Raw genomic sequence first — 19,703 nt, 5'->3', positions numbered from 1 at the left:
TGCTTCCCCGTCGTCAGCTCGTCATCACTTCTTCTCGTTACTTCTTCTTGTTCTCGCCCCTGGCCGGCGCCGGCTTCTTCCAGCCGATGTCCTGGTAGCGCGGGGCTCCGAGGCCGAAGGCGCCCGCGTTGACGAGGCCGGGCTTCACGGCCACCAGCTCGGGGCGCTGGTAGAGCGGGATGGAGCCGGCCGTCGCCCAGATCCGGGCGTCCGCCTTGCGCATCAGCTCGCGGGAGGCCGCCTCGTCCAGCTCGCCGAGCGCCTGGTCGAAGAGCTGGTCGATGTGGTCCGTGCCGACCCGGGTGTAGTTCTGTTCGACCAGCAGCGAGCCGTCGGCGGCCGGCTCCGGCTTGGCGAAGATGGGCCGGGCGTCGGTGGCCGGGTAGGCGGTCGCGGGCCACGAGTAGAGCGCCAGGTCGTACTGGCCCGAGGCGATGTGGTCCTTGAAGAAGCTCTCGTCGGGCACCTTGGTCAGCTCGGTCTGCACGCCGACCTTCTGGAGCATCTGCGAGATCCGCTCGCCGACCGTGCGCAGCGCCTCCGAACCGGGGCCGGCCGGCAGGACGAAGCGCAGGGCGAGCGGCTTGCCGTCCTTGGCGAGCACGCTGCCGGAGGTGCGCACGGCCTGCTTGGCGGGGGCCGGGGCGGTGCTCGCCCCGGTCTGGTCCGCCGGTTCGGCGGCGGCTTCGGCGTCCAGGGCCGGGCTGCGCTTGCCGTCGTCCACGGCGTCGGCCTGGGCCTCGGCCTGGGTGCGCAGGTGCTGCTCCTGGAGGGCCGCGAACGGGGCCGGGGCGAGCACCGGGGAGGGCCGGCTGTGCCCGCTCCCGGCGAAGGCGTCGGCGTCGACGATCTCGCCGTCGGCGGCGGAGCGGCCGTACCGGCCTTCGGGCAGGTCCGTCAGGTCCGTGCCGGCCGGGTCCTCGGGGCCCTCGGGACGGTCGTCGGGGTGGGCGGCGCGCAGAGCGGCCACGGCGGCGCGGGCGGCGTCCCCGGGCTTGCCGTCGGTCTGCCCGCCGGTCCGGCCGCCGGTCCGGCCGTCGCCGTTGCGCTCGTCGCCGTTGCGCTCGTCGTCCTGGCCGACGATGTAGAGACCGTCGTTCCCGGTGCCCGGGCCCGGGGCCGGGGCCGGGGCCGGGACCGCCGGGGTCTTGGAGTCGTCCGTCCCCTTGGCGGCCTCCGCGCCCGCCTTGGCGCCCGCCGGCTCGGTGAGCTTGCCGCCCCGGCGCCATCCGGCGTCCGCGAGCAGGGCCTGCGAGGCCTGGGTGTCCTGGCCGCCGAGGGCGTCGCTGTTGTCGGCGTACGCCTGCTGCCCGGCCAGCGCGAGGTGGCTGCCCACCGGCTTCGCGGGCAGGCCCAGCGGCTTCAGGACGATGTCGGCGAGCGCCTGGCGGTCCAGGGCGCGGGCCACGGCGCGGCGTACCCGCTCGTCGGCGAGCGGGCCGCTCGCCCCGTTCATCGCGAGCTGGGTGTAGGCGGGCTCCAGGGACTTGCGGACGGTGAAGCCGCGCAGGGCGCTCTGCTCCTCGGCGTACCGCTTCACCGACTCCGCGTGCTTCTGGCGGGTGGCCTGCGCCTCCTTGGCCTTGTCCTCGTCCAGCCCGAAGGCGAGCGCCCACGACAGGGTGGCCTGCGCGGCCGTCACCGAGGCGGCCGGGCCGTGGGCCCCGTCGGCCTTGGCGGCGTCGCGGCGGGCCAGGGCGATCCGGTCGGCCCCGGTGCGGTCGATCTCCGCCAGGTCGAGCTTGCCGGCGGCCAGCGCGGCCGGGCGTTCGGAGCGCGGCACCGCGGTCAGGACCAGGGTGTCGAGCTTGGCGGGGCTGCCCCACCAGCGCGGGTTGCGGGTCAGGGAGGCCGTACCGGTCTTCTTGTCGACGGCGCCGAGCCCGAAGGGGCCCGCGGTGGCCTTCAGGGCGCCCCGGGCTCCCTCGTTGAAGCTCTCCGGGGTGCCGGTGACCTGCTTGGGGTAAAGGGGGCTGAAGAGGGAGCGCCAGTCGGCGTACGGCCTGACGAAGGTGACCTTGACCTCCAGGTCCGTCTTGCCGCGCTCGATCTTCTCGATCCGGTCGTAGCCGGCGTTGCGCGCCGTCCAGTAGGCGGAGTCCTTGCCGTTCAGGGCCCGCCACTGGGCGACGAAGTCGGCGGCGCCGATCTCGCGGCCGTCGCTCCAGACCGCCTGCTGGTTGAGCTTGTACAGGACGACCTGCTTGGGCTCCCGCTCGACGACCTCGGCCTTCTCCAGGTAGTCGGGATTGGCCACCGGCCGCCCCTTGCCGTCCAGCACGAACAGCTGGGGCAGTACCGCCCCGGCGATCCGGTTGGTGGTGGCGTCCGCATCGGCCTGGAAGGCGTTGAGGGTGCCCGGCATGGAGTCCACGGCCCACCGCAGCACGCCGCCGTCGGCGACCTTGTCGCGGGTGGCGGCCGCGATGTCCTGCCCGGCGGCGGCCGGCCCGCCCTCGTCTTCACCCGCGCCGCAGCCCGCGAGCAGCGGCAGTGCAAGAACTCCCGAGGTCAGGAGCGCCAAGGACCTGCGCCTTCTCTGGGACATGGGTGGTACCTCCGGGACGGGGCGTGGGGGGAGCCGTGAAAGGGGATGTTTTGATCACGTTCGGCGGTATATGGAGCTGATCACACTGGGTGCCGAAACCCACTGAAATCGACACCTCGCCACACCCACCGCAGCCGGCCCTCGCCACGCCGCGAACCCCACCCGTGCGGACCAATCCGGCTTGCCTTCCGAGCGGGCGTTCCCCCGTAAGAGGGATGAAAATGGGAGCAGGGAGGGGCGCACGGTTCGCGCCTGCGCGCCCGCAATCGCTGCACGTCCCTTCACAACCGGGGACGGGAGGCGCGACACTCGCAGGCGCACATGAGCGTTGCCACCGCACCCAAGCGGAAGTGAGGGCAAATCATGTCCCTGCAAGACGATTTGACCGCCGTACGGCGCAACCTGAACGAGCTGGTCCGCTCCGTGGAGCAGCTGGAGAAGGACGTCAAGAACGCAGCGCGGCAGGCACCGGCCGCCTCCCGGCCTCCCGGCGAGAGCGCAATGGTCAGCGTCCCGGACACCCCGTACGACAGTTCGCTGTGGACGGACGCCGACGACGAAGGTCTCGGCGCCCGCGACCGCCGCGCTCCCTGACCCACCCCTCCCGCACACCCCACCGGACCCGGTCACCCGCAGCGGCGGCGGCCGGGTCCCCGGGGCACCCCTCATCACTCCACCCGGAGTCCCTCTTGGCCACAGGCACCCAACCACCATCCCAGCGGCCCGGCGGCGTCCACGACGCCTCGCGGGCCGCGATCGCGGCCCGGCACCTGCGGACCGACCGGTGGTGGCTCTCCCCCGCCGTCACCGCGGCCGGGCTGCTCGCCTTCATCGTCTACTCGACCTGGCGGGCCTTCGCCAACGCCGACTACTACGCGGCGCCGTACGTCTCGCCCTTCTACTCCCCGTGCCTCGCGGAGAACTGCGCCGAGATGCGCGGCGGCCCGAACCTCGACCTGCTCGGCAGCTGGTGGGGCCTGTCCCCCGCACTGCTGATCCTGATCTTCCCGCTCGGCTTCCGGCTCACCTGCTACTACTACCGCAAGGCCTACTACCGGGGCTTCTGGGCCTCGCCGCCCGCCTGCGCCGTCGCCGAGCCGCACGCCTCGTACAGCGGGGAGACCCGCTTCCCGCTGATCCTCCAGAACATGCACCGCTACTTCTTCTACGCGGCGGTCCCGGTCGCGGGCATCCTCACGTACGACACCGTACTGACCTTCCGCGACGAGAACTACGCGTGGGGCCACATGGGCCTCGGGACGCTGCTGTTCGTCGTCAACATCGCGCTGATCTGGGCGTACACGCTGTCCTGCCACTCCTGCCGGCACATCATGGGCGGCCGCCTCAAGCACTTCTCCAAGCACCCGGTCCGCTACCGCCTGTGGGGCTGGATCAGCCGCCTCAACTCCCGTCACATGCAGTTGGCGTGGGCCTCGCTGATCAGCGTCGCCGCATGCGACTTCTACGTGTACCTGCTGGCCAGCGGCGCCTTCACCGACCCGAGGATCTTCTGAGATGGCTCAAGTGGAACGGCAGCAGTGGGACGTGGTCGTGGTCGGCGCGGGCGGCGCCGGGCTGCGGGCCGCGATCGAGGCGCGCGAGCGGGGCGCCCGTACGGCCGTGATCTGCAAATCCCTCTTCGGCAAGGCCCACACCGTGATGGCGGAGGGCGGGATCGCCGCCTCCATGGGCAACGTCAACGAGGGCGACAACTGGCAGGTGCACTTCCGCGACACGATGCGCGGCGGCAAGTTCCTGAACCAGTGGCGGATGGCGGAGCTGCACGCCAAGGAGGCCCCGGACCGGGTCTGGGAGCTGGAGACCTGGGGCGCGCTCTTCGACCGCACGCCCGACGGGAAGATCTCGCAGCGCAACTTCGGCGGGCACGAGTACCCACGGCTCGCGCACGTCGGCGACCGGACCGGGCTGGAGCTGATCCGCACCCTCCAGCAGAAGATCGTCCAGCTCCAGCAGGAGGACTTCAAGGAGTACGGGGACTACGAGGCTCGGCTCAAGGTCTTCCAGGAGTGCACGGTGACACGCGTGCTGAAGACCGAGTCCGATAGCGGCTCAGCCGCGGAGTCGCGGGTGTCCGGGACCTTCTGCTACGAGCGCGAGACCGGGCGGTTCTTCGTCCTGGAGGCCCCGGCGGTGGTGCTGGCCACGGGCGGGATCGGGAAGTCCTTCAAGACCACGTCCAACTCGTGGGAGTACACCGGTGACGGCCACGCGCTGGCGCTGCTCGCCGGGGCCCCGCTGCTGAACATGGAGTTCGTGCAGTTCCACCCGACCGGCATGGTCTGGCCGCCCTCGGTGAAGGGGATCCTCGTCACGGAGTCGGTGCGCGGCGACGGCGGGGTGCTGCGCAACAGCGAGGGCAAGCGGTTCATGTTCGATTACATCCCGGACGTGTTCAAGGAGAAGTACGCGCAGTCCGAGGAGGAGGGCGACCGCTGGTACGAGGACCCGGACCACAACCGGCGCCCGCCCGAGCTGCTCCCCCGCGACGAGGTGGCCCGCGCCATCAACTCCGAGGTCAAGGCCGGGCGCGGATCCCCGCACGGCGGGGTGTTCCTCGACGTGTCCACCCGGATGCCGGCCGAGAAGATCAAGCGGCGGCTCCCGTCGATGTACCACCAGTTCAAGGAGCTGGCGGACGTGGACATCACCGCCGAGGCGATGGAGGTCGGCCCGACCTGCCACTACGTGATGGGCGGCATCGCGGTCGAGTCCGATACGGCCGCCACCCTCGGGGTGCCGGGCCTGTTCGCCGCCGGTGAGGTCGCGGGCGGGATGCACGGATCGAACCGGCTCGGCGGGAACTCCCTCTCCGACCTGCTGGTCTTCGGCCGCCGGGCCGGGCTGCACGCCGCCGAGTACGCCGCGCGCGACGCGCCGGCCGTCGGCGGGCGGCCCGAGGTGTCCCAGGCGCAGATCGACGCGGCGGCCGCGGAGGCGCTGGCCCCGTTCCACGCCGTCGAGGGCGCGGAAAACCCGTACACCCTCCACCAGGAGCTCCAGACGGCCATGAACGACCTCGTCGGGATCATCCGCCGCGAGGGCGAGATGACCCAGGCGCTGGAGAAGCTCGCGGCCCTGCGCGTACGGGCCTCCCGGGCCGGGGTCGAAGGGCACCGGCAGTTCAACCCGGGCTGGCACCTGGCCCTGGACCTGCGCAACATGCTGCTGGTCAGCGAGTGCGTGGCCCGCGCGGCCCTGGAGCGCACCGAGAGCCGGGGCGGGCACACCCGCGAGGACTGCCCGGCGATGGAGCGTTCCTGGCGGCCGGTGAACCTGCTGTGCCGGCCCGTCGACCCCGCTCCCTCGGATCCGGCGGCGGACCGGATCGAGCTGACCCGGGTGCGCACCGATCCCATCCGATCCGACCTGCTCGCGCTCTTCGAGAAGGAAGAGCTGGTCAAGTACCTCGCCGAAGAGGAGCTGTACGAGTGAGTACCTACGATGCCGCGTTCCGGATCTGGCGGGGCGACGCGGAGGGCGGTGAGCTGCGCGACTTCACCGTGGAGGTGCACGACGGGGAGGTGATCCTGGACATCGTCCACCGGCTCCAGGCCACCCAGGCCTCCGACCTCGCGGTGCGGTGGAACTGCAAGGCGGGCAAGTGCGGTTCGTGCAGTGCGGAGGTCAACGGGCGGCCGCGGCTGATGTGCATGACGCGCATGTCGACCTTCTCCCGCGAGGAGACGATCACCGTGACGCCGCTGCGGGCCTTCCCGGTCGTCCGCGACCTGGTGACGGACGTGTCCTTCAACTACCAGAAGGCGCGCGAGGTCCCCGCCTTCGTGCCGCCCGCCGGGGTGGCGCCGGGCGAGTACCGGATGCAGCAGATCGACGTGGAGCGCTCGCAGGAGTTCAGGAAGTGCATCGAGTGCTTCCTGTGCCAGGACACCTGTCACGTGGTGCGCGACCACGAGGAGAACAAGGGTGCCTTCGCCGGTCCGCGCTTCCTGATGCGGGTGGCGGAGCTGGACATGCACCCGCTGGACGCGGCGGCGGAGGCGGGCCTGGACCGCAAGCGCGCGGCGCAGGAGGAGCACGGGCTCGGCTACTGCAACATCACCAAGTGCTGCACGGAGGTCTGCCCCGAGGGGATCAAGATCACCGACAACGCCCTGATCCCGCTGAAGGAGCGGGCCGTGGACCGCAAGTACGACCCGCTGGTGTGGCTGGGGAACAAGATCGGGCGGCGTTCCGGCACATAGCCGCCCCCAGCTGTTCACTTCGCACGACAGAATGCCCCCTGAGCAACGTCGTTGACGTCATGTCAGGGGGCTTTCGCGGTGCGGGTGGGGGATCAGCTGGCGGGCCGGTACCGCCTCGAACAGCGGCTCGGCAAGGGCGGCTTCGGCGAGGTGTGGCGGGCGCACGACACGGCGCTGGACCGGGCCGTGGCGGTGAAGGTGCTCCTGGAGACGGCCATGTCCGACGAAGCGGTCGCCCGCTTCCGGCGCGAGGCCACCATCGGGGCGCGGCTCCAGCATCCCGGCATCACCGTCGTGCACGACGTGGGCCAGGAGGACGGGCAGTTCTTCATCGTGATGGAGCTGCTGGCGGGCGAGGACCTGCGCGCCACGCTGTCCCGGGTACCGGGCGGGCTGCCGGTGGCGGTCGCGCTGGAGCTGGCCGCCCAGGTCGCGGAGGCGCTGGCCGCCGCGCACGAACGCGAGGTTATCCACCGGGACTTGAAGCCGGCCAATCTCTTCCTGCAGCACTCCGGGCGGCTGAAGATCTGCGATTTCGGCATCGCGCACTCCTCGGACGCCACGGCCGGCTGGACGGTCACCGGCCGGATCTTCGGCAGCCCGCCGTACATGGCCCCCGAACAGTGGCGGGGCGAACGGGTGGACGCCCGGTGCGATCTGTACGCGCTGGGGGGCGTGCTGTACGCGCTGCTGAGCGGGGAGCCGCCCTTCGGGGAGGCGGAGGTCCCCTACGTCCTGATGCACCGGCACATCGAGGACCGGCCGCTGCCGCTGCGCGAGGCCGGTGCGCCGGTGGCGCCGGAGGTGGAGCGGCTGGTGCGGCAGCTGCTGGAGAAGGACCCGGCGGACCGGCCGGAATCGGCGCGGGCCGTGGGCAAGGCACTACGGGCCTTGGCGGCGGGGCCCCTGGCCGGGGGCGACGGCAGCGGCGGGGCGGAGGGGACCGCAGCCCAGGGCGGCCCGGAGCCCGGGGACGGCCCCCGGGCCGGGTCCGGGTCCGGCGCGGAGGCCCCGAGCGGGGCCGGCGGGCCCGGGCATGGGCCCGGGAACGGGTCCGACGCGGAGGCCCCGAGCGGGGCCGGGAACGGGCCCGGCGCCGAGGCCGGAAGCGGGGTCGGAGCCGGGGCTGAGGTTGGCGGCGGAGCCGGGGCTGAGGTCGGCGGCGGGGGCGGAGCCGAGAGAGGCGGCGGGGTCGGGGCTGAAGTGGGGGCCGTGCCTGCGCATGTGCGGGAGTTCGTGCGGGGGTTGCTGCTCGAGGCCGAGGTGGGGCTGCGGGCGGTGGAGATCGAGGACGAGGCACGCATCGACGTGCTGACCGTGGCCGCCGACGCCGCGGCGCGGTTCGACGCGGGGCTCGCGGGGCGGCTGCTCGGCGACGCCGAGATCGCGGCGTGGGAGGGCGGCCGGGGCGACGGGGCGCGGGTGGCCGAGCTGCTGACCCGGCTGGCCAGGGCCACCTCCACCCACGCCCCGGCGCGGGCCCGGCGGCTGCTGACCGACGCGCAGCAGGCGCTGTTCACGGTGTTCGACCCCCATCGGGCGGGCCCGCTGTGCGCGGTGGCGGAGGCGCTGGCCGTGGTCGCCCCCGCGCAGGCCGCCCGGATCGCCGCGGACCACTTCGCGGACGGCCGGGCGGACAAGCGGCTCCGGGACCGCGTCGCCACGGCCGTCGCGGCGGCCGATCCCGCCGAGGCCGAGCTGCAGTTGGCGCTGATACCGGACCCCGCGCTGCGCGGGGCCGCCACCTACGACATGGTGCTGGCCGTCGCCCCGCACGACGTGGCGGCGGCCCTGCGGCTCAGCGAGCGCATCGGCTCCGCCGGGGGCCGGCTGCTGGCGCTGTGCCAGGTGGCGCGCGAGCGCGCCGGGGCCGGGGACCCGGCGGGCGGGGCCAGGGCGCTGGAGCAGGCCGAGGAGGAACTGCCGCGGTTCCTGGAGGAGCGGGCGGCCTGGCTGCGCGAGGAGGCCGCGCACCAGGCCGAGCGGGGGCGGCTCGCCCAGGCGGAGCGGCTGCGCAACCAGGCCGCCGCCCTGCTGGGCCGCAGCCCCGGGGAGGCCGCCGACGCGAAGGCGGACCACGCCCTGTCTTCGCTGGCAACGGCCCGGGCCTCCATCGAGCGGGACGCCGGGCCGCCGCTGGACCCGGCGGCGGCGCGGGAGTGGGCGGGCCGGGCCCGCACCCTGCGGGACCCCCGGCAGCGGGCCCTGCAACTGGCCCTTGCCTCGCGCTTGTGCGTGGGAACGGGCCGGGCGCCCTGGCTGGCGGAGGCCGCCGCCGACGCGGGGAGCCCGCCGCCGTCCGGGATCAGGGCCCTGGCCGGCGGCCAGGACGCGGGGTCGGGGATGCGCACGACGGGCCCGGCGCCGAAGCGGCGTACCGAGGCCGGGGTGCACGCCTGGCAGACGGCCACCCGGCCGGACGCCACGTACGCGGCCGGAGCCCACGTGGTGTGGCGGTCGGGGGCCGAGGTGGGCTGCGTACGGGCCGAGGAGGGTACGACGTGCTGGACGGCCCGCTCCGACGAGGGCGTGGGCGCGGCCGTGCTCCCGCTGCCCGGGACCGGGCCGCTCCTGGTGTCCTGCACGGCGGACGCGGCCACGGTGTACGTCGAGGTCCGGCGCGACGGCGTGCCCGGGGTGCGGCTGCTGGCGCGCGAGCCGCGCGACGGGCGGGTGCGGTGGTGGCGGGACCTGCCCGGCACGCGGCCGCTGCCCGTCGCCGGGCCGGCGGACCCCTTCAGGCCGAAGCCGCAGCCGCTGCGCAGCGCCGGGCCGGTGCTGGTGCACGGGGCGCCGGGGGACCTGACCGCGCTGCGGGCGGCGACGGGCGAGGTCCTGTGGCGGCGCTCGCTCCCGGACCCCGCCACCCGCTCCCCCGCGGCGGTGGGCGACTGCCTGGTCCTGGCGGACGACCAGGTGGTCCAGGCGCTGCACCTGCCGAGCGGGCGGCAGCTGTGGTCCTGGTCCCGCGACCGGCCCGTCAACTTCAGGGTGTACGGGGGGTCCGGGGCCGGGCCCGGCGGTGACGGCCCCGTCCACCTCGTGGACGGGGACTCGGTCCTCGCCGTGCACCGGGGCACCGGGCGGGAGCTGTGGCGGTTCGCGGTCGGCCTCCCGGGGGACCGGCTGATCGTCGAGAACGGCACGGTGTACGTGGCCGGGTACCACGCGCAACAGGGTGCGGAGCGGGTCTTCGCGCTCGACGCGGAGACCGGGGCGCTGCGCTGGCGGCGGGTGGTCTCCCGGCAGGCCTGGTACTACGCGCAGGTGTGCACCCTCGAGCTGCTGGGCCTGCGGCCGGACGGCCTGTACGTCAGCGTCCCCCACGCCACCCACCGCGGCATGCTGAGCCGCACCGTGGAGCCGTTCGCCGCCGTCCTGGACCCGGTGACGGGCAAGCCCCGCCGTCAGTGGAGCCAGCCGCACCTCGCGCCCGGCAACACCCTCCTGATCGGCGACCGGCTCGTCCTCTTCCGCCCGGAGCTCACGGCGTACGCCCTGCCCTGACCACGGGGCCCCGTGCCCGGGCCGTGCCCGGGGCCGGGGCGGAGCCGGGGCGGGGCCGGGGCGGGGCCGGAGCGGAGCCAGGGCGGGGCCAGGGCGGGGCCAGGGCGGGGCCGGGGACGGCGGCCTCCGGGTGCGGGGGCGCCAAACGGCCCATACTCTCCCAAATGTGACGCCGCCAAAGAGACGCACCACCGCCGCCATATCCCTCCGGGCCGCCCTCACCCTGGCCGCCGCCGCCCTCGCGCTCACCGGCTGGACGACGGCCGCCGCCCCGGCGGCCCGGGCCGACGATCCCGTCACCCTGTCCCAGCAGGGGCAGATCACCGACCGCGTCGGCGCCCTGGGGGACCGCACGGCCGAGGTCACCGCCGCGCTGGACAAGCTGTACGCCGACCGGAAGGTCCAGCTGTTCGTCACGTACGTGCGCGACTTCTCCGACAGGTCCGCGCAGAGCTGGGCAGACGCCACCGCCCAGAAGAACGGCCTCGGCCAGAACGACGTCCTGCTGGCCATCGCCACCGGGGCCCGGCAGTACGCCTATTCGGCCGATGTCGACTCCGGATTCACCAGCGAGCAGCTCGCGGCGGTCGCGCAGACCGCCATCGAGCCGGCCCTCAGGCAGAACGACTGGGCGGGCGCCGCGATCGGCGCCGCCAACGGCTACGACGCGGTCCTGGGCGGACAGCCCGTCCCGGTGCCGGCCATCGTCCCCGGTGAGGCCGACCCGGGAGGCGCCGCGGCGAGCGGCGGCGAGAGCGGCGCCGGGGACTTCGTCCTCCCGGTGGTCGCGGTCGGCGCGGCCGGCGCCCTCGGGGCGTACGCGTACACCCGCCGCAAGCGCAAGCAGACGGGCGGCGGCGGTGGCGGCTCGAAGACCACCGGCTGGTCCGGGCAGGGCCCCGCCCCGCTCCCGCTGCCGGAGCTGGACACCAAGGCCAAGGCCATGCTGGTGGAGACCGATGACGCGATCCGTACCAGCACCGAGGAACTCGGCTTCGCCACGGCTCAGTTCGGCGAGGACGCGGTGGCGACCTTCACTCAGGCGGTGGAGTTCGGGAGGAGCGAGCTGACGGCTGCGTTCCGGCTGCGCCAGCAGCTCGACGACGCGTACCCGGAGGACGACGCGACCCGCCGCCGGATGCTCGACGAGATCGTGGCCCGTTGCACGGAGGCGAGCCGGCGGCTCGACGCCGAGTCGGCGGACTTCGACCGGCTGCGGGACCTGGAGAAGAACGCCCCGCAGGCGCTCGCGACCGTGGAGGCCCACTTCCGCGCCCTGACGGGCCGTACGACCACGGCGGAGGCCACCCTCACGGCGCTCGGCCGCCAGTACGCGGACTCCGCGGCGGCGCCGGTGGCCTCCAACCCCGAACAGGCCAAGGACCGGCTGCTGTTCGCGACGACCAGCCTCGGCGAGGCACGCGCCGCGATCGGCTCCGGGGACAACGGCAAGGCCGCCGTGCACGTCCGGGCGGCCGAGGGCGCCGTGGACCAGGCGGCGACCCTGGTCGACGCGGTGGAGCGGCGCGCGCAGGAGCTGGCGGAGGCGGCCGGGAAGCTGACGGGCGCACTGAACGAGACGGACACGGACCTCGCCGACGCGCGCGGGCTACTGACCGGCACCACCGAGGGTTCGACCGGCGATCTGCGCGGCCGGATCAGCCGGGCGGAGGCCGTGGTGGCCGACGTACGCCAGGAGCTGAGCGCCGGACGGTACGACCCGCTGGACGCGCTGCGCCGCGTGGAGGAGGCCGACGCGGCCCTCGACGAGGCGCTGGCCGGGGCCCGCGAGCGGGAGTCGGGCCGGCAGCGGGCCGCGGCCCTGCTCGACCAGGCCCTGCTGACGGCCCGCAGCGCGATCGGCGCGGCCACGGACTACATCACCACCAGCCGGGGCGCGATCGGCAGCCAGGCCCGCACCCGGCTGGCGGAGGCCCAGCGCCACCTGGAGCGGTCCACGTCCCTGGCGGGCTCGGACCCGGCGGGCGCACTCGCCGAGGCCCAGCAGGCGGACTCGCTCGCGCGCCAGGCGCAGCAGCTGGCCGAACAGGACGTACGGGGCTACCAGAACCCGTACGGCGGTGGCGGCCGGCAGCAGGGCGGCGGCATGGGCGGCGCGGTGCTCGGCGGGATCATCCTCGGCGAAATCCTGGGCGGCGGTCGCGGCGGAGGCGGCTTCGGCGGAGGGGGCGGCGGCTTCGGCGGCGGCTTCGGCGGGGGCGGCGGACGCGGCCCCGGCTCCTTCGGCGGCGGCGGCACCCGCGGCCGCATGGGCGGCGGCGGCCGCTTCTGACGCACGCACTCCCTACGCACGCACTCCCTTCGCTCCCACACCCGCACCTCCCTCTCCCTCCCCACACCCCCGTTCCCAAGGAGACAGAGCGCATGAGCAAGCAGAGCATCCTCGGCCGCGTCACCCAGCTCGCCAAGGCCAACATCAACTCCCTGCTGGACCAGGCGGAGGACCCGCAGAAGATGCTGGACCAGCTGATCCGCGACTACACGAACAACATCTCCGAGGCGGAGCAGGCCGTCGCCACCACCATCGGCAACCTGCGGATGCTGGAGGCGGACCACGAGGAGGACGTGGCCGCGGCCGCGGAGTGGGGCGGCAAGGCCCTCGCGGCGAGCAAGAAGGCCGACGAGCTGCGCACGTCCGGGTCGGCCGCCGACGCCGACAAGTTCGACAACCTCGCGAAGGTCGCGCTCGGCCGCCAGATGCAGTCGGAGAAGGAGGCGACGACGGCCGCGCCGACGATCGCCGCCCAGACCGAGGTGGTCGACAAGCTGAAGTCGGGCCTGGACTCGATGAAGACCAAGCTGACGGAGCTGACGGCGAAGCGCGACGAGCTGGTCTCGCGGGCCAAGACCGCGCAGGCGCAGAACACGATGCTGGACGCGGTCAAGAACATCGACGTGATGGACCCGACCAGCGACATCACCCGCTTCGAGGAGAAGGTCCGCCGCGAGGAGGCCATGGCCCTGGGCAAGCAGGAGCTGGCCGCTTCCTCCCTGGACGCCCAGTTCGAGTCCCTGGACGACCTCGGAAAGACCTCGGAGATCGAGGCCCGCCTGGCCGCCCTGAAAGCCGGCAGGGCCGCCTGAGAACCGGGTCCGGGCGAGGCGGGCCGTCCTTCCGGGGGCGGCCCGTTCCCGTTCTCACCAGGGGCTTCGGACCCTGACCCCGAGGGCCCGGACCTGCTCCCGGCCCTGCTCGGGAAGCTTCAGCACCAGGTCCTCCCCGACGACCCCATCGCGCCGCCAGATGCCGTAGAGGCTCTCCAGCGCCGCCTCGGCGACCTCCGGGTCCCGGTCGGTGGCGGCGCCCATCAGGCAATCCACGACGGGCCGGGTGCGCAGTGTGCCGACTGCCCGTGCGATCCGGACCCGTTGCTCCGCCGGGACCTCGGGATCCGCGAGCGAGCGCAGCACCTCCGCCGTGTCGCGGGCGTCCTGGCAGGGCAGCACCAGGATCACGTAGACGAGCTGCGTGGCCAGCAGGATCAGGAACAGGTGCGGGGCGAACAGGAGCATCGGCAGCGCCGGGACCAGCACGAGCAGCACCATCCAGCCGCCCCGGATCCGCAGGGGGCCGCCGGTCGGCGGCTCGAACCGGCGCCCGGCCAGCGGGGCGATCACCAGCATCGTCCCGACCGTGAGGAGGGGCACCGCCACCAACACCACCCGCAGCCCCAGCGAGAACACCCCGTCGACGAGCCCCTCCGTGGCGCCCAGCACCACGGCCAGGGCCCCGACCCCGACGGCCGCGGTCACGACGTACCGCCACAGCGCGGTCCACAGCCACTTGCCCGTACTCATGCGCACTTCCCGTTCGTTCCCCCGTGCGACGCGACCCCGGCCGGGTCCCGCTCACCCTCAGTCGTACGTACTCAGTCGGACGCACTCACCCGTACGTACTCACCCGTACATGCTCAGCAGTTGCTCCGCCGACAGCTCCGTCACCGACTCGGCCACCGCGCCCGGGAGCGGCAGTTCGAACCAGACCGTCTTGCCCCGGTGGGTGCGGCGGGTGCCCCAGCCCGCCGAGAGCAGGCCGACCAGCTGGAGGCCGCGGCCGCCCTCGTCGGTGTCCCGCGCGCGGCGGCGGCGGGGCTGGACCAGGTTGGCGTCCCAGACCTCGCAGACGAGGGTGCGGTCCAGCAGGAGGCGCAGCCGGATCTCGCCCTCGCCGTAGCGCAGGGCGTTCGTGACGAGCTCGCTCACCAGCAGTTCGGTGGTGTCGAGCAGTCCCTCCAGGCCCCACGCGGGCAGCTTCGCCCGGGCCAGCTCGCGGGCCCGGCCCACCGAGCGGGCCTCGCGCGGGAGCTGCCAGTCGCCGACCGCGTCCACCGGCAGGCCCTGGACCCGGGCCATCAGCAGCGCGATGTCGTCCTCGCCGTGCCGGGTGTCCAGGGTGTTCAGGACGTGGTCGCAGACCTCCTCCAGCGGGCGCGAAGGGTCGGCCAGCGCGTCCCGCAGGCCCCGTAGGCCCTCCTCCAGCGGGTGGGTCCGGGATTCGACCAGGCCGTCGGTGTAGAGCGCGAGCAGCGCCCCCTCGGGGAGTTCGACCTCGACCTCCTCGAAGGGTTCCCCGCCCACGCCCAGCGGCATCCCGGTCGGAATCTCCAGCAGCAGTCCGGGGCGGGGCGCAGCGCCCTCCTCGACCGGTTCCACCAGCACCGGCGGCATGTGGCCGGCGTTGGCGATGGTGCAGCGACGGGTGACCGGGTCGTAGACGGCGTAGACGCACGTCGCGAGGTACACCTCCGAGCGGTCGGCGTCGCGCGAGTGCAGCGCGGCCCGGGAGGCCTGCTGGGAGCCGCCGGGTGCGCCGAGGCCCCGGGCGATCTCGTCCAGCGCGGTCAGCACCTCGGCCGGTTCCAGGTCGAGCAGCGCGAGGGTCCGTACCGCGGTGCGCAGTTCGCCCATGGCCACGGCCGCGCGCAGTCCGCGGCCCATGACGTCGCCGACGACCAGCGCCGTGCGGTGCCCGGGCAGCTCGATGACGTCGAACCAGTCGCCGCCGACCTCGGTGGCGGCGTTGCCCGGCAGGTAGCGGCAGGCGATGTCGAGTCCTGCGGCCTCCGGGTCGCCGGGGGGCAGCAGGCTGCGCTGGAGCATCAGCGCGCGCTCGTGTTCGCGCCGGTAGAGCCGTGCGTTGTCGATGCAGACGGCGGCGCGCGCGGCGAGCTCCACCGCGACCGCCCGGTCGCGTTCGCCGAAGGGCTCGCTGCCCTTGGTGCGGGAGAACTGCGCGAGCCCGACCACTGTGTCGTGGGCGACCAGCGGGACGACGAGCGTGGACTGGACGAGGTCCCCGGACTCGGGGCCGCCGCCCTCCACCAGCCGCGGCCGCGCCGTGCGCAGGGCGAAGGCCCCCGGCGATCCGGCCGGGTACCGGTGCACCTCCCCTACGGAGACCAGCGCGCCCGGGCCGGACAGCGGCGCGTCCGACACGGCCGAGGAGAAGGCCACCCGTCGCAGCGGCGCCGAGGGTGCGCGTCCCGGGCCCTGGCCGGGCAGGCTGGGCACGCCGGGGCCCTGCGGGCGGGCGGGGCGGTCGTCGTCGCCGAGCAGCAGCCCCTGGTAGAGGTCGACGGCGGCCAGGTCGCAGAAGCCGGGGACGGTGACGTCGAGGAGTTCGCGGGCGGTGGTCTCCAGGTCGAGGGAGTTGCCGATGCGGTGTCCGGCCTCGTTCAGCAGGGCCAGGTTGCGCCGGACCCCGGCGGCCTCGCGGGCGGCGAGGTGGCGGCGGGTCACGTCGATGCCGATGCCGGCGACGCCGATGGGGCGGCCGGTGCCGCCGTGGACCCGGTAGAGGTTGATGGACCAGTGGCGGTTGTCCCGGCTGCCGGGGGCGGCGCCGGTGATCTGGAGGTCGTTGACGGAGTCGCCGGTTTCCAGGACCCTGCGCAGCGCCTCGGCCATCCGGTCGGCCTCGTGCGCGGGCAGGTAGTCGTGGACGGTGCGGCCGCGGTGCTCCTCGGCGGCGCCGCCGAAGACGGTCGCGAAGCGGCGGTTGGCCCGCTGCACGGTGAGGTCCGTGCCGAAGAGCAGGAACCCGAAGGGAGATTGACCGAATATCGCCTGCGAGGCGGCCAGATCGGATTCGATCCGGCGCAGCGCGCGTACGTCGACCACGACGCAGAGCGCGGCCCGCTCGGCGGTTTCGGTCTGGGTCGGCATCACATAGATCTCGGCCACCCGGTGCGCACCGTCGCCGCCGGGGATCCGGAAGGGGATCAGGCCGGTCCATTCCTTGCCGTCGAGAATCTCGGCCACCCTGCGGTGTGCGCCTGCGCGCAGCTCCGGGGGCATGAAGGCGTCGACGGGGTCACGGCCGACGGCCTCGGCCGCGGTCAGCCCGAAGATTTCCTCGGCGCGCAGACTCCACTGGTCGATCAGCCCGTCGGGCCCGATCGAGAAGGAAGCGACCTTTATGTAGTCATATATCGAGCCAGGCGGGCTGCTGTGCCACAGGGAGTCGCGCCAGGTCTCCCCAGACGCTTCCCCGGGCACACGGGCCTGATGTGCCTGTACAGGTATCTCGCTCACGCGACCGTCCCCTCCAGCTCACCGCAACCGGACCGGCCATGACCGAAGTATTCAGCACCACGGCGCTCTACGACACGGCCTTCGCGATCACAAAAAGATCCCGTTGTTTTCCAGCCAAGCTTTGTGATCGTCGACGGGCCCTCTCCTTGTTACTCACCAGGAAGAGCCAATTCGAACCACACGGTCTTGCCCGACTTCCCGTGGCGGGTCCCCCAGCGCTGCGCGGAGACGGCCACGAGGTGGAGTCCGCGGCCCCCCTCGTCGTCGGGTGTGGCGAGGCGCTCGCGGGGTGGATCCGGAAGCGGATCCGAAACCTCCACGAGAAGCGCAGGACCCGAGGGGGCCTCGGCGGCGGCTGGATTGCGCCGTACGAGACGGACACCGATGGGGCCGGAGGCGTACCGCAGGGAGTTGGTGACCAGCTCGCTGACCAGCAGGACGGTGACGTCTCCGACGGAGTCGAGGCCCCAGTCGCGAAGAGTGCCGCGCACCGCGTGGCGGGCGGTGCGGACGGCACCCGGTTCGGCGGGAAAGGCCCATTCGGCGCATTCACCGTCTGTGTCGATCACGCCGATCACTTCCCGGGCCGGCTGGCGACCCCAGTCCGGTTCGACAGGGAGAACGGAACCTCGTGTACACGTACGAGATAGGGATTAATAGCGACATACCCGATATTCACGGCGTCGTACCACTCGCTCCCCCACGGACCGGCGCACTGTGGCGCAGACGGCCCAGCGCGTGCGCGTCACGCGCCCCCGTGAACGCCGTGAACGCCGCGAAGCCCGCGAACTCCTTCGGCAGCACTCAGCCGGCGGCCCGCCTCGGCGACGGCCGGGCGGTCCTGGTCGAGCCAGTCCACCGAGTCCAGCTCCTCGGGCCCGAGCCAGCGCAGCTCGTCGTGGTCCTCCAGCGGGAGCGGATCGCCCGAGAGCAGCCGGGCCGTCCACACGTGCAGGACCAGGCCGGGCTTCAGCGGCCACTCCCCCGGGATCCGCTCCAGCGCCTCGGTCTCCACACCGAGCTCCTCGCGCAGCTCCCGCACGAGCGCCTCGGGTACGGATTCACCCGGCTCGGCCTTGCCGCCCGGGAGCTCCCAGCGGCCGGCGAGCTCGGGGGGCGCGCTCCGGCGGGCGGCCAGCAGGCGCCCCTCATGACAAAGGGCTCCGCCCACGACCACGCGTACAGTCATCGGACTTCTTTCGTGGATACCCCTGCTTGAGCTGGGGGGATGGAAACGAATCCTTGGGGCGCAGGCGCAGAGCGCCGGAGGCCTCTTCGCTCTGCCAGGCGGTCAGGTGGTGTCGACAGGCCCTTCGGGTCGGGTGGTGTAGGCGTAGCCGTCGGCTCGCTGAAGGAGGCGGAAACGTTTGTGGCGGATGCCCTGAATGAGGCCGCGTGCCGTCTTGATGTTAAAGCTGCCGGTGGCGCGGACGGCGATACGGCCGGTGTGGGTACCGGCCTTCTTGCCGGAGGGGACGACGGCGCGGGCGAGGTCGCCGGTCTGGTAGCCGAAGAACTGCTTCTGTCTGGGCAGCCGCAGACGGGGGAAGCCGTACTTGTCGGTACGGGTGCGGGTGTAGGCTCCGCGCCCGGTAGCGGCGACGGCAAGGATGCGGGCCGGGGTGCGGGTGACCGCGTCGAGGTGGCCGACGCACAGGGCGTCCAATGTGCCCAGCGGGTGGCGTTGACGGCTGCCGCGTCCCGCAGCGGAGCCTTGGCCTGGGCCAGGATGCGGGACAGCTGACGCGGCGGCTTCTTGAGGAAGGCTTCGACGGGCTGGTTGGACTTCTTCTCATTGCAGGGGACGCAGGCGATGCATGAATGGCGCGGACGGGGGCCCAGCGTGCGAGCCGGGTCGTCCACGACATGGTCGTGTCCACGCGGTGACGCAACGACGGGGCCAGCCACCCCTTGGGCCGAGCACGGTTGGAGAAGCGGGGCGCGCGGTAGCGCAGGTTCCTGGTCCGCCGGCCGCGCCGGTAGGCGGCGCGAGCAGTCAGCTTGTCCCGGATGGCGCAGCCCCGGTGGGCTAGTTCGACCGCGTACAGGCCACGGCGCTCACCATCCTTCGCGGTGAAGACCGCGATACCGGTGCGCTTCGAGCCGGGGTCAATGCCGAGTTCCACACCGTCGATCTGTGACTGGCCGGAGGTGCGGTCTTTGAGCCGGATCACGAACGGGGTATGCCGAGCCACGACAGCCCGGCCCAGGTAGAGAAGCTTGCGGGCCCTCGCGGGGCTGGTCGGTTGGAGCGGTGTGCCGTGCCTGTCCAGGACGAACACGACGGGGTGGCCCTTACAGGCCCTCTCCCCAACCTCACGGTTGGGGGTGACGCGCCCGGCGCCAGGTGAAGCATCGGGCATCTCCCCTCGCACATGTACCGCGCCGGATGCCTTACGGCCTTCGAGTCCCGTTTCGTCCCCGCTCCGGGGGATGTCTGCTGACTCGAATTCCAGAGCCACCTGCTGAGGAAGCACAGGTGGGTGGGTCTTCTGCCCTACGCGATACGTAGCCAACTTCGTTCACCTCCACACATGTGTGTCGGCTGGTGCTGGTAACGGCGGCCCTCAGCCAGAACGACCGAAAGCCCCCTCCTTCAGGAGGGGGATCCCGTTACGGACGGAGCCTATGGCAGCGGCGGCGACGGTGCGCCGCCCGCACCGCTCAGTTTCTCGTGCCGGTCCGGCCGGCGGTGCTGTCCTGGCCGAGGCGCTCGATCCAGTAGAGCTGCTTGTGCCCTCTGTCCTCGAGGCTGTCGGCGACCTTCTGGGCCTCGGCCCGGGTGGAGTACCGGCCCACCCGGTAGCGGTTGCCGTTGTCGTCCTCACGTATGACCAGCCACGGGAGCAGGGCACCGCTGTCGTTCATCG

General features: G+C 73.3%; 14 protein-coding genes and 1 pseudogene. 7 read left to right on the top strand and 8 right to left on the bottom strand.

What is annotated here, in order from left to right; genetic code table 11:
- Positions 1–37: 37 nt before the first annotated feature.
- The gene (locus AC3IYI_RS26295; RefSeq protein WP_489406051.1) at positions 38–2,548 is read right to left on the bottom strand and encodes an ABC transporter family substrate-binding protein; all 2,511 of its coding nucleotides are present in this window, start codon (positions 2,546–2,548) and stop codon (positions 38–40) included.
- Positions 2,549–2,911: 363 nt separating this feature from the next.
- Between AC3IYI_RS26295 and AC3IYI_RS26290 the strand changes: the two genes are divergently transcribed.
- From AC3IYI_RS26290 to AC3IYI_RS26260, 7 genes are all read left to right on the top strand, one after another.
- On the top strand, positions 2,912–3,142 hold the full coding sequence (locus tag AC3IYI_RS26290) for a hypothetical protein (protein WP_489406050.1): 231 nt from the start codon (positions 2,912–2,914) through the stop codon (positions 3,140–3,142).
- Positions 3,143–3,237: 95 nt separating this feature from the next.
- On the top strand, positions 3,238–4,062 hold the full coding sequence (locus AC3IYI_RS26285; protein WP_489406049.1) for a hypothetical protein: 825 nt from the start codon (positions 3,238–3,240) through the stop codon (positions 4,060–4,062).
- 1 nt (position 4,063) lies between these two features.
- Entirely contained in the window at positions 4,064–6,001 is a 1,938-nt protein-coding gene (locus tag AC3IYI_RS26280) for a fumarate reductase/succinate dehydrogenase flavoprotein subunit (protein ID WP_489406048.1), read from the top strand.
- Entirely contained in the window at positions 5,998–6,771 is a 774-nt protein-coding gene (locus AC3IYI_RS26275; protein ID WP_489406047.1) for a succinate dehydrogenase/fumarate reductase iron-sulfur subunit, read from the top strand. The genes AC3IYI_RS26280 and AC3IYI_RS26275 overlap by 4 nt, the downstream gene beginning before the upstream one ends.
- Positions 6,772–6,855: 84 nt before the next feature.
- Positions 6,856–10,278 (top strand): protein kinase domain-containing protein, encoded by a 3,423-nt coding sequence (locus AC3IYI_RS26270; RefSeq protein ID WP_489406046.1) that lies wholly within the window; start codon positions 6,856–6,858, stop codon positions 10,276–10,278.
- A 166-nt stretch (positions 10,279–10,444) separates the two neighbouring features.
- Positions 10,445–12,571, top strand: a complete 2,127-nt coding sequence (locus tag AC3IYI_RS26265; protein ID WP_489406045.1) for a TPM domain-containing protein — start codon at positions 10,445–10,447, stop codon at positions 12,569–12,571.
- 92 nt (positions 12,572–12,663) lie between these two features.
- Positions 12,664–13,383 carry a PspA/IM30 family protein gene (locus tag AC3IYI_RS26260; RefSeq protein ID WP_489406044.1) on the top strand — a complete coding sequence of 240 codons (720 nt, stop codon included), beginning with the start codon at positions 12,664–12,666 and terminating at the stop codon, positions 13,381–13,383.
- A 54-nt stretch (positions 13,384–13,437) separates the two neighbouring features.
- Here AC3IYI_RS26260 and AC3IYI_RS26255 read toward each other — a convergent pair whose 3' ends face one another.
- The 7 genes and pseudogenes from AC3IYI_RS26255 to AC3IYI_RS26225 form a co-directional block, all read right to left on the bottom strand.
- Positions 13,438–14,097 (bottom strand): hypothetical protein, encoded by a 660-nt coding sequence (locus tag AC3IYI_RS26255; RefSeq protein ID WP_489406043.1) that lies wholly within the window; start codon positions 14,095–14,097, stop codon positions 13,438–13,440.
- Positions 14,098–14,196: 99 nt separating this feature from the next.
- Positions 14,197–16,797, bottom strand: a complete 2,601-nt coding sequence (locus AC3IYI_RS26250; RefSeq protein ID WP_489411674.1) for a SpoIIE family protein phosphatase — start codon at positions 16,795–16,797, stop codon at positions 14,197–14,199.
- Positions 16,798–16,982: 185 nt separating this feature from the next.
- Positions 16,983–17,411 (bottom strand): ATP-binding protein, encoded by a 429-nt coding sequence (locus AC3IYI_RS26245; RefSeq protein ID WP_489406042.1) that lies wholly within the window; start codon positions 17,409–17,411, stop codon positions 16,983–16,985.
- 167 nt (positions 17,412–17,578) lie between these two features.
- Positions 17,579–18,022, bottom strand: coding sequence for a (deoxy)nucleoside triphosphate pyrophosphohydrolase (locus AC3IYI_RS26240; RefSeq protein WP_489406041.1), 444 nt, complete (start codon positions 18,020–18,022; stop codon positions 17,579–17,581).
- A 102-nt stretch (positions 18,023–18,124) separates the two neighbouring features.
- Complete coding sequence (locus AC3IYI_RS26235; RefSeq protein ID WP_489411908.1) at positions 18,125–18,499, bottom strand: hypothetical protein; 375 nt, start codon at positions 18,497–18,499, stop codon at positions 18,125–18,127.
- A 208-nt stretch (positions 18,500–18,707) separates the two neighbouring features.
- A pseudogene (iscB, locus tag AC3IYI_RS26230) lies at positions 18,708–19,196 on the bottom strand (RNA-guided endonuclease IscB); the annotation flags it as partial.
- Positions 19,197–19,497: 301 nt separating this feature from the next.
- Positions 19,498–19,701 (bottom strand): SPOR domain-containing protein, encoded by a 204-nt coding sequence (locus AC3IYI_RS26225; protein WP_243335867.1) that lies wholly within the window; start codon positions 19,699–19,701, stop codon positions 19,498–19,500.
- Positions 19,702–19,703 lie beyond the last annotated feature (2 nt).

The sequence above is a fragment of the Streptomyces sp. GL_148 genome, assembly GCF_057834205.1.
Note: the sequence above shows the minus strand (reverse complement) of the source record. Positions and strands in the feature narration are given on the sequence as shown.

Bases quoted from the DNA above. Each gene is read 5' to 3' on its own strand.
- AC3IYI_RS26295 (WP_489406051.1), bottom strand. From the start codon at position 2,548: ATGTCCCAGAGAAGGCGCAGGTCCTTGGCGCTCCTGACCTCGGGAGTT.
- AC3IYI_RS26290 (WP_489406050.1), top strand. From the start codon at position 2,912: ATGTCCCTGCAAGACGATTTGACCGCCGTACGGCGCAACCTGAACGAG.
- AC3IYI_RS26280 (WP_489406048.1), top strand. From the start codon at position 4,064: ATGGCTCAAGTGGAACGGCAGCAGTGGGACGTGGTCGTGGTCGGCGCG.
- AC3IYI_RS26260 (WP_489406044.1), top strand. From the start codon at position 12,664: ATGAGCAAGCAGAGCATCCTCGGCCGCGTCACCCAGCTCGCCAAGGCC.
- AC3IYI_RS26255 (WP_489406043.1), bottom strand. From the start codon at position 14,097: ATGAGTACGGGCAAGTGGCTGTGGACCGCGCTGTGGCGGTACGTCGTG.
- AC3IYI_RS26240 (WP_489406041.1), bottom strand. From the start codon at position 18,022: ATGACTGTACGCGTGGTCGTGGGCGGAGCCCTTTGTCATGAGGGGCGC.
- AC3IYI_RS26225 (WP_243335867.1), bottom strand. From the start codon at position 19,701: ATGAACGACAGCGGTGCCCTGCTCCCGTGGCTGGTCATACGTGAGGAC.